This is a genomic window from Gordonia sp. (in: high G+C Gram-positive bacteria) (genome assembly GCF_052106715.1).
Taxonomy (GTDB): domain Bacteria; phylum Actinomycetota; class Actinomycetes; order Mycobacteriales; family Mycobacteriaceae; genus Gordonia.
Map to the genome: position 1 here is coordinate 32,184 of NZ_JBQEDL010000005.1, position 9,714 is coordinate 41,897.

General features: G+C 65.2%; 9 protein-coding genes. All 9 read left to right on the forward strand.

Annotated elements, in window-relative coordinates; genetic code table 11:
• The first annotated feature begins 144 nt into the window (after positions 1 to 144).
• The 9 genes from ACTIMF_RS03910 to ACTIMF_RS03950 all read left to right on the forward strand — a co-directional run bounded on the left by ACTIMF_RS03910 (position 145) and on the right by ACTIMF_RS03950 (position 9,620).
• The gene (locus tag ACTIMF_RS03910) at positions 145 to 1,188 is read left to right on the forward strand and encodes a 2Fe-2S iron-sulfur cluster-binding protein (protein ID WP_442348967.1); all 1,044 of its coding nucleotides are present in this window, start codon (positions 145 to 147) and stop codon (positions 1,186 to 1,188) included.
• Between the two features lie 82 nt (positions 1,189 to 1,270).
• Entirely contained in the window at positions 1,271 to 2,374 is a 1,104-nt protein-coding gene (locus tag ACTIMF_RS03915) for an aromatic/alkene monooxygenase hydroxylase subunit beta (protein ID WP_442348968.1), read from the forward strand.
• Positions 2,371 to 2,715, forward strand: a complete 345-nt coding sequence (gene mimD / locus ACTIMF_RS03920) for a propane 2-monooxygenase effector subunit MimD (RefSeq protein ID WP_442348969.1) — start codon at positions 2,371 to 2,373, stop codon at positions 2,713 to 2,715. The genes ACTIMF_RS03915 and mimD overlap by 4 nt, the downstream gene beginning before the upstream one ends.
• 132 nt (positions 2,716 to 2,847) lie before the next feature.
• Positions 2,848 to 3,891, forward strand: a complete 1,044-nt coding sequence (locus ACTIMF_RS03925; protein ID WP_442348970.1) for an amidohydrolase family protein — start codon at positions 2,848 to 2,850, stop codon at positions 3,889 to 3,891.
• A 9-nt stretch (positions 3,892 to 3,900) separates the two neighbouring features.
• The gene (locus tag ACTIMF_RS03930; protein ID WP_442348971.1) at positions 3,901 to 4,674 is read left to right on the forward strand and encodes an iron-sulfur cluster assembly protein; all 774 of its coding nucleotides are present in this window, start codon (positions 3,901 to 3,903) and stop codon (positions 4,672 to 4,674) included.
• Positions 4,671 to 5,696: an NAD(P)-dependent alcohol dehydrogenase gene (locus tag ACTIMF_RS03935; protein WP_442348972.1), complete on the forward strand. Its 1,026-nt coding sequence runs from the start codon at positions 4,671 to 4,673 to the stop codon at positions 5,694 to 5,696. The genes ACTIMF_RS03930 and ACTIMF_RS03935 overlap by 4 nt, the downstream gene beginning before the upstream one ends.
• A gap of 36 nt (positions 5,697 to 5,732) precedes the next feature.
• Positions 5,733 to 7,382 (forward strand): chaperonin GroEL, encoded by a 1,650-nt coding sequence (groL, locus tag ACTIMF_RS03940; protein WP_442348973.1) that lies wholly within the window; start codon positions 5,733 to 5,735, stop codon positions 7,380 to 7,382.
• A 15-nt stretch (positions 7,383 to 7,397) separates the two neighbouring features.
• On the forward strand, positions 7,398 to 7,718 hold the full coding sequence (locus ACTIMF_RS03945) for a putative quinol monooxygenase (protein WP_442348974.1): 321 nt from the start codon (positions 7,398 to 7,400) through the stop codon (positions 7,716 to 7,718).
• A 165-nt stretch (positions 7,719 to 7,883) separates the two neighbouring features.
• Positions 7,884 to 9,620 (forward strand): sigma-54-dependent Fis family transcriptional regulator, encoded by a 1,737-nt coding sequence (locus ACTIMF_RS03950; protein WP_442348975.1) that lies wholly within the window; start codon positions 7,884 to 7,886, stop codon positions 9,618 to 9,620.
• The last annotated feature ends 94 nt before the right edge of the window (positions 9,621 to 9,714 follow it).

The window sequence follows — 9,714 nt, forward strand, 5'->3', positions numbered from 1 at the left end:
GACCCACGCCGGCCGAGCAGCGCGCCCCACGCCCGTCTAGCAGCGCGCCCCACGCCGGCCGAGCAGCACGCCCCACGCCCGCCTAGCAGCGCGCCCCACGCCGGTCGAGCGAAGTCGAGACCCCCGATACCCAGGAGAAACCCCGTGAGCGACACCCACCGCGTCACCTTCGTCCCCGTCGACATCGAGATGGAGGTCACCGAAGACGAGACGATCCTCGACGCAGCATTCCGCCAGGGAATTCACCTGATGCACGGCTGCCGCGAGGGACGCTGTTCGGCCTGCAAGTCGTACGTCCTCGACGGCGACGTCCAGATGGACGGGCATTCGACGTTCGCTTGCAACGACGCCGAGGCCGACGAGGGCTACGTGCTCTTGTGCAAGACGTGGGCGTACGACGACTGCGAGATCGAACTCCTCAACTTCGACGAGGACGAACTCCTCGGCGGCGCCCCCATCCAAGACATCACGACCCGGGTCACCGCTGTCGAACCGATGACCGGCGACATCGTCTCGCTCAAACTCGATCTGACCGAGCCTGAGACCTTCGAGTTCAAGGCGGGCCAGTTCTGCGACATCAAGATTCCCGGCCACGACGACACCACGCGCTCGTTCTCGCTGGCCACGACGCCGTCGAACCCGAAGCAACTCGAGTTCCTGATCAAGAAGTATCCGGGCGGCCTGTTCGCCGGCCTCCTCGACGAAGGACTCGAAGCAGGCCACGAACTGCAGATCACCGGACCGTACGGCTCGTTCACGATCAAGGACGGGCACGTGCTGCCGATCGTCCTGATGGGCGGCGGCGCAGGCATGGCCCCGGTCCTCGCCCTGCTCCGGCACGCCGCCGAGACCGGCCTGACCCGCCCGATCCGCTTCTACTACGGGGCGCGCACCGCCGGCGACCTCTTCTATCTGGACGAGATCGCCCGGCTCGGCGCACAGCTGCCGGACTTCACATTCACCGCCTGCCTGTCCGAATCGATGGACGATCCGCCCGACGGAGTCACCGTCGCACACGGGAACGTCACCGACGTCGTCGAGCAGGCCGAAACCGAGTTGCGAAGGACGGAGGTGTATCTGTGCGGTCCCCCGCCCATGGTCGACGCAGCGCTCGCGCTCGCCGACGCCATGGCGGTTCCCCAGGATCAGGTCTTCTACGACAAGTTCACCAGCCCCGCGTTCGACTGAGCCCCCGGCGTAACCCCGCCGAGGCCGACCGACCATCAGCCAGCCGCCACCGACGACTGGCCCGACGACAGGAACGAAAGGTATGTCCGCACCAGCAGCACCCAAGCGCAGCTTCCCGAGCATCGAGTTCACCGATGCCGAGGCAGGCGCTCTGGAGTTCCCGAGCTCCCGCAGCCGCAAGTACAGCTACTTCGAGCCCGCGAAGAAGCGCGCGACGATGTACGAAGACGTCACCGTCGACGTGCAGCCCGATCCCGCGAGGTATCTGACCCAGGGCTGGATCTACGGCTTCGGCGACGGCCCCGGCGGCTACCCGCAGGAGTGGACGTCCGCGAAGTCGAGCAACTGGCACGCCTTCCTCGACCCGAACGAGGAGTGGGAGCAGACCATCTTCCGCAACAACTCCGCGGTGGTCCACCAAGTGGAGTTGTGCCTGTCGAACGCTAAACGCGCACACGCCTACCAGGGTTGGAACCGACCGTGGCTGCGCTTCATAGAGCGCAATCTCGGTGCGTGGATGCATGCCGAGAACGGTCTGGCGCTGCACGTGTTCGCCTCGATCCAGCGGTCGGGCCCCACCAACATGATCAATACCGCGGTCGCGGTGAACGCTGCGCACAAGATGCGGTCCGCCCAGGACCTCGCGCTGTTCAACCTTGATCTCGACGACGAGGTCGACGCCTTCGACGGTGGCGCCCACGTCGACGTCTGGCGCAATGCTCCGGAGTGGCAGCCGACGCGGGAGGCCGTCGAACGTCTCACGGCTATCGGCGACTGGTGCAAGCTCCTGTTCGTCACCAACATCGTCTTCGAGCAGCTCGTCGGATCGTTGTTCCGCACAGAACTGGTGATGCAGGTGTCCGCCCGCAACGGCGACTACATCACTCCGACCATCGTGGGCACCGGAGAGCACGACTACTCCCGCGATCTCGGCTACACCCGCAACCTGTTCCGGATGCTCTCGCGCGATGAGGAGTTCGGCGAGAGCAACCGCGCACAGTTCGCCGAATGGATGGCCGAGTGGGTGCCCCGCTGCCTGGACGCGGCCAACGCGCTGCAGCCGATCTGGTCGCAGCCTGCCGAGCAGTCGGTCACATTCGCGACCAGCCTCGACAACGCGAAAGCGAAGTTCACCGAGGTCCTCGAGTCCATCGAGGTCCCAGTCCCAGAGGAGTTGACCAAGTGAGCATGGAATTCGGATCCGCCACAGAGTTCTCGAACATGTGCGGCGTCACCCTGATGAACACCCCGATCGGTCGAGTCGTCGCCGAAGTGATGGGCGACAAGGACGGAGTCGAACTGACCGAGTATCCGTCGATGATCCGCGTCGACGGCTCGGGTCGCCTCGAATTCGACTACGACGAGCTCACCGACGCTCTCGGTCAGGAGTTCGACGGATCGGTCTTCGAAGAGATCTCGTCAACCCACTACGGACGCATGGTCCACCTCGACGAGAAGACGATGCTGTTCGCCAGCCCCGAAGAGGCCGCCGAATTCATCGGATTCGATTTGACCGCGATGTCCTAGAGACTCCCCGCCGGGAGCCGAGAATTCACTCGGCTCCCGGCGGGGCCACCATCAGTTCCCGGTATTAGCGTGTGCGAGGCGGGCCGAGAAACGATCAGCCGCTGTTTCAGCCCAAGTGAGAGTGAGTCTGTCATGTATGAGAAGGATGGCGAGAAGTTCTTCATCGTCGATGCGCACGTGCACCTGTGGGACGCCCGACCAGAGAATCTGAAGAACATTCACGGCAAGCAGTTCATCGACTGCTTCTACGACTACCACCGGAATCTGAGCCCGGAGTCGGAGAAGTGGGACTACGAGACGTACACCTACTACGGCGGCGAACGTCTGATGAAGGACCTCTTCACCGACGGATACGTCGACCACGCGATCTTCCAGACCACGCTGCTGCGGGACTTCTACAATCACAACTTCTCTCAATTCCGCGAGACGCAGGACCTCGTAGAAGCGAATCCGGGCAAGCTCACTCACAACTACGCGTACGACCCGCGCGACGGCGAGGACGGCATCACCGCGATGCGTGAGGCGCACAAGAAATACGGCTTCACCGGCGTCAAGCTGTACACGGCGGAATGGCACGGCCAATCCCGCGGCTACAAGCTCGACGACATGTGGTCGCGCAAATACCTGGACGTGTGCCAGGACCTCGGGATCACCAACGTGCACGTCCACAAGGGACCGACCATCCGGCCGCTCGACAAGGACGCCTTCGACGTCGGCGACGTCGACAAGGTGGCGACCGACTATCTCGACCTGAACTTCGTCATCGAGCACATCGGCCTGCCTCGCCTCGAAGACTTCTGTTGGATCGCGACCCAGGAGACCAACGTGTACGGCGGGATGGCCGTCGCAATGCCGTTCATCCACACTCGCCCCCGCTACTTCGCGCAGATGATGGGCGAGCTCATGTACTGGATCGGCGAGGACAAGATCATCTTCTCCAGCGACTACGCATTGTGGACGCCGCGCTGGCTCATCGAGCGCTTCGTCGACTTCCAGATCCCGGAGGACATGACCGAGTACGCGCCGCTCACGATGGACCAGAAGCGCAAGGTCCTCGGCCTCAATGCCGCGAACCTGTACCCGCACATCCAGGTCCCCGACGAGCTGCAGGTCAAGCCGCCTGCCGATCGGGAGACTCCGGTCGGTGCGCCGGCTCCCGTCGGCGCAAACGCATAGGGGTCGACGATGACGACTCTTCACGAACGGCCGACGCGCGTCGACTCCCTCGAGGCACAGATCATGGCGGCGCTGGACACCGTCATCGATCCCGAACTCGACGAGCCGATCACCGACCTGCATTTCGTGCGGTCCATCGCGATCGACGACATCGGCGTCGAAGTGCATCTGCGACTGCCGACGTCGTTCTGCTCGCCCAACTTCGCCTACCTGATGGCGTCGGACTCCCTCGACGCACTCGAAGCGATCGACGACATCGGTGTGGTCCGGGTGATGCTCGACGACCACCACGACAGCGACAAGATCAATGCGGGTCTCGCCGCGCACGCCGGCTATCGCGGTACGTTCGGCGACGAAGCGGATCAGGATCTCGACGAGCTCCGTCTGACGTTCATGCGCAAGGCCCACACGGCCGCGCTCGAACGCAGTCTGACCGCCCTCATCCGGGACGGTGGCGCGACCAACGAGAGCGTCGGCCGCGTCCTGCTCCGCGATCTGCCGTCCGGCAGATTCAAGTCGGCGTTGCTCCGTAGGCGTGTCTCGATCGGCCTGTCGGCGTGCCCGAACAGTCGTGTGCTCGTCGACGATCACGGGCACCCGATTCCCGACGACGAGGTTCCGGTCAAACTGCGGTTCGCGCGGTCGGTCCGGATCTCGATAGAAGGCAACGGCCACTGGTGCCGCGGTGTCCTCGCCACCCGGTACTCCGATGACGACTGCGACGGGACGTCCGGCCCGCTCGTCACCGACACTCGCCACAGCGCACAGGAGCAGCAGTCATGAGAGCAGTTCGCGTCGTCGGCTATCACCAGCCGATGGAGATGACCGATATTCCCAAACCGGAGATCGACGGCCCATTGGACGTGATCGTGCGGATCGGCGGCGCAGGCGTGTGCCGCACCGACCTGCACGTGCTCGAAGGTCAGTGGGAGGCGAAGTCGAATGTCACGCTCCCCTACACGATCGGCCACGAGAACGCGGGCTGGGTGGACGCGGTGGGTTCGGCGGTCACCAACGTCGCCGTCGGCGACAAGGTGATCCTGCATCCGCTCATCACATGCGGCCTGTGCCGCGCCTGCCGCGCGGGCGACGACGTCCACTGTGAGAACAACGCGTTCCCGGGCATCGACACCGACGGAGGCTATGCCGAGTACCTGAAGACCACAGCACGTAGCGTCGTCAAACTCGACGACTCGCTCGAGCCCGCCGATGTGGCTGCGCTGGCCGACGCAGGCCTGACCGCTTATCACGCTGCCGCGAAGGTCGCCCGGGACACTCGGCCGGGCGAGACGTGTGTGGTGATCGGCGCAGGCGGTCTCGGACACATCGGCATCCAGGTGTTGAACGCGATCTGCGGCGTCACGATCGTCGTTGTCGATCGCAACCCGGATGCGGTGAAGCTGGCACTGGACGTCGGCGCCCACCACGGCATCGTCGCCGACGGCTCGCACGTCGAGAGGATCCTCGAGATGACGGGCGGGCACGGAGCCGAAGCGGTCCTCGACTTCGTCGGCGAGGGCGGCGCGACCAAGGAGGGCGTTGCGATGCTCCGTCCGGCGGGCAACTACTACGTGGTCGGGTACGGCGAGAACATCGACATCCCGACCATCGACATCATCTCGACGGAGATCAACTTCATCGGCAACCTCGTCGGGTCGTACAACGACCTCGGCGAACTGATGACTCTCGCCGCACAAGGCAAGGTCTCGCTGCACACCAGCACGTATGCCCTCGACGATTTCGCCACCGCACTCGCCGACCTGGACGCGGGCAAGGTACGAGGCCGCGCCATCCTCATCCCCTGATTCACTCTCCCTCTTCGACCGAAAGGCCTCCCGATCATGGCTAAAGAACTGCGGTACAACGCCGATGCACGAGTCCTCCTCGAGCGCGGGGTCGATGCGCTCGCCGATGCCGTCAAAGTGACGCTCGGCCCGAAGGGACGCAACGCCGTCCTGGAGAAGCTCACCGGTCCCCCGACCATCACCAATGACGGCGTGACCATCGCTCGCGAGATCCAGTTGCGCGAACCGTTCGCCAACATGGGCGCCCAGTTGGTGAAGGAGGTGGCGATGAAGACCAACGGTGTCGTCGGCGACGGCACCACGACGGCCACCGTCCTCGCGCAGGCTATGGTCCGAGAGGGCATGCGCGCCGTCGAAGCTGGCACCAACCCGATGCGGGTCCGACGCGGCATCGAGCGCGCCGTCGAGTTGGTCCTCGAATCGTTGGGCAGCCAGTCGGTGGAGATCAGTGAGCGCGACGACCTCCTGCGGGTCGCGGCACTGGCCGCCAGCGACGACGATGTGATCGGCGCGGCGATCGCCGACGCCGTCGTCTACGCGGGCGACTCCGGCGTCATCACCACTGAGGAGGGCGACACACCGGGGCTCACCGTCGACGTCGTCGACGGCATCGAGTTCGACCACGGCTACATCTCGGGCTACATGGTCACCGACCACGAGCGGATGGAAGCAGTCCTCGACGATCCGGTGATCTTGTTGACCAACAAGAAGATCACGTCGGTCCAGGACATCATGCCCTCAGTCGAGTCGGCCAAGCGCGCCGACCGTCCGCTGCTGGTACTGGCCGAGGACGTGGACGGTCCGGCGCTCCAGTTCCTCGTCGGCGGCAACATGCACAACCACATGCGTTCGGTGGTCGTCCGCGCACCCGGTTTCGGGCACCGTCGCGTCGCCGAACTCGAGGATCTCGCCGTCGCACTGGGCGGGCACGTCATCGCCAAGGACACCGGTCTCGAACTGTCGGAGGTGACCGGTGAGCATCTCGGCCGCTGCAGCCGCGTCACCGTCACCGAGGGGTCGACGACGATCGTCGGCGCGACCGGCGAGCAGTCGCTGATCGACGCGCGCGTCGCACAACTGCGGGCGCAACGCGAGCGGGCCCGTATCGACGCCGACCGCGACAGCTTGGATCTGCGGATCGCACGCCTGACGGGCCGCGTCGCGGTGATCCGGGTGGGCGGCTACACGAGCGTCGAACTCAAAGAGCGCATGCTCCGCGTCGAGGACGCGCTCGCCGCCACCGAGGCCGCGGTCGCCTCCGGCGTCGTCGCAGGCGGCGGTACCGCGCTGGCACAGTCGCATCGCGTGTTGGACTCCCTCACCCTCGACGATGACGAAGGTGTCGGCGTCGCCGTGGTCCGGGCGGCCCTTCCCGAGCCGTTGCGGTGGATCGCGTTGAATGCGGGCTACGACGGCGACGCCGTGATCGACGTCGTCGCCGAACTGCCGTCCGGTCACGGATTCAACGCGCTGACCGGCAGCTATGCGGATATGTTCGAGGACGGGATCATGGACCCGACGAACGTCACTCGGGCCGCTCTCGAGAGCGCGGCGTCGATCGCGGCACTACTGCTCACCACTGAGACCGCGGTGGTCGAAGAGGTCATGGGCCATCCCGGCGCCATCGAAGCTCCCGGTTTCGGAGACCTCGCCGAGGGTATGATCCGACCGTCGAACATCTACTGAGCAAGGGAGCAGACGATGATCTTCATCGTGGTCAGATTCAAGGTGGCCGACGAGCAGGTCGACGGGTGGCTCGATCGCACGCGCGAGTTCACGGAGGCGACGCGGAGCGAACCGGGCAATCTGTGGTTCGACTGGTTCCGCAGCGCCGAGGATCCGTCTGAGTTCGCCCTGATCGAGGCCTTCGCCGACGGCGACGCAGGCAGCGCCCACGTCAATTCTCAGCACTTCAAGGACGGCCTCGATGCGATGCGGCCGGCCCTGAAGGAGACCCCGCGCATCATCAGCCGCGAGATCGACGGTTCCGACTGGTCGGAGATGGGTGAACTGAAGATCTGAGCCTGTCGCCATGTAGTCGGTTGGGCGAGCGAAGCGAGTCCCCCCACTCGCCTCGCTCGCTCAACTTGCATCTGCAAGTAGTCTCAAGTTGAGACGCACAGACAGTGAGCCACGTCATAGTCTAGAGGCAGGAGGCCCCGGCCCGACCTCTGAGAAGAGAGAAGTATGCCTCACGACGATCTGATTGAAGTGCGTCACCGGTTCCTCACCGACGCGACCGCGACCGACGGCGTTCGGGAGTCCATCTCGAACTCGTGGCGACGGTCGATGGCGATGGACATCTGCGCTGATCCGATCGACCTGCCGTTCGTACGGGAACCCGAATTGGACAGTCCGCTGGTGGCGGCTGCACGTCCGATCATGCAGCGTCTGGCCGAAGGCCTGGAGTCCGAGCCGGTCAGCGCGATCCTCACCTCCAGTGACGGAGTGGTGCTCAGCAGAGCGGGCGCGATCGGTCGGCTGGGACGCGATCTCGACACGGTGCGCCTGGCGCCGGGGTTCAGTTACGCCGAGAGCTTTGTCGGGACCAACGGCATCGGCACGACGCTGGAGACGCGCAAACCGACGCTCGTCGTGGGCGCCGAACATTACCGCGAGTCGCTCGTCGGCCTCGCCTGCGCGGGCGTTCCGGTGGTCGACGCGATGTCGGGCCGAATGCTCGGGGTCATCGACCTCACCGGGCGGATCGAGCACGGCGGCGCGTTGATGATGACGCTCGCGCTGTCGGCCGCGAAGCAGATCGAGGACCGACTCCTGGAGATGTCGGGAACGGTCGCGTCGTCGTTGCTGCACGCGTACAACATCGCGTGCCGTCGCCATGCGGGCACCATGGTGCTTGCGGTCAGCGACGACCTGGTTCTGATGAATCAGCGGCTGCGTCGCACCGTCGAATCGTCCGATCAGGCCGCGATGATCGAGCATGCCGTAGACTGCGCAAGCACCGGAAAGCGTTCTGCGGCAGACGAATTGCCGAGCGGTACAACTGTCCGCATCACGCGTGTCGACGCTGTGGAGTCTCTCGCGTCTGCGGCGTTGTTCACGGTCCACATCGTCGAGTCCGCGGCTGCGTCGACACCGACTTCGCGTCGAACGCCTGCCTCACTGCCGGGCCTCGCCGGCCGCAGTTCCGTCTGGCGGCAGGCGTGCATCGACCTGCTCCGCGCGTTGGAGACGTCGCAGTGGGCGGTCGCCTCCGGAGAGAAGGGCACGGGTCGGTGTTCGGCGCTCAAGGCTGCTGCCGAAGCACACCGCCCCGGACACGTTCGAGTGTTCGGACCCGAATCACTCGCCGGCGCAGGCCTCGCCGATCTGGCCGACGAACTCGATCACGACGGTTTCAACATCATCCTGCGCGACATCGACACCCTCGATCCGGCGACTGTCGAGCAGATCGCCGATCTCGTATCGGGCTGCGTGGACAATGGATGGCTCGGCATGACGGCCGATCTGGGCGACGGCGACACCACCCTGGACACAGTCCTCCTACCGATCTTCGTGCGCACTGTGACGATTCCGGCTCTGCGCTATCGCATCGAGGATCTGCAGGATCTCGTTCCGCTGCTGCTGCGGCGGATCACCCGCGGCGACGAACTGCGGCTATCCCCCGCCGCGATGCGACAGCTCGCGAAGTACGGCTGGCCGGGCAACGTCGCCGAACTCCGCAACACGCTGTTGACAGTGGTCCGCAAGCAGCGAACCGGCGTCGTCGACGTCGACCAGCTACCGCCGGTCTGCCGGACCTTCGGTCGCCACACCCTCTCCCAGATCGAGGCACTTGAGCGGGACGCGATCGTCCGCGCCCTTACCGAGAACGACTACAACAAGCGCGCGGCCGCCGAGTCCCTCGGCCTGTCTCGCGCGACGATCTATCGCAAGATCAAGCAGTTCAGCATCGCCACCTGACGTGCCCCGCTGCTGGTCGAGCGGAGTCGAGACCCTCACGCTGGTCGAGCGGAGTCGAGACCCTCACGCTGGTCGAGCGGAGTCGAGACCCTCA

Excerpts from the sequence above, each read along its gene's own strand:
- ACTIMF_RS03915 (WP_442348968.1), top strand. The coding sequence starts at position 1,271 with ATGTCCGCACCAGCAGCACCCAAGCGCAGCTTCCCGAGCATCGAGTTC.
- ACTIMF_RS03925 (WP_442348970.1), top strand. The coding sequence starts at position 2,848 with ATGTATGAGAAGGATGGCGAGAAGTTCTTCATCGTCGATGCGCACGTG.
- ACTIMF_RS03930 (WP_442348971.1), top strand. The coding sequence starts at position 3,901 with ATGACGACTCTTCACGAACGGCCGACGCGCGTCGACTCCCTCGAGGCA.
- ACTIMF_RS03935 (WP_442348972.1), top strand. The coding sequence starts at position 4,671 with ATGAGAGCAGTTCGCGTCGTCGGCTATCACCAGCCGATGGAGATGACC.
- groL (WP_442348973.1), top strand. The coding sequence starts at position 5,733 with ATGGCTAAAGAACTGCGGTACAACGCCGATGCACGAGTCCTCCTCGAG.
- ACTIMF_RS03945 (WP_442348974.1), top strand. The coding sequence starts at position 7,398 with ATGATCTTCATCGTGGTCAGATTCAAGGTGGCCGACGAGCAGGTCGAC.
- ACTIMF_RS03950 (WP_442348975.1), top strand. The coding sequence starts at position 7,884 with ATGCCTCACGACGATCTGATTGAAGTGCGTCACCGGTTCCTCACCGAC.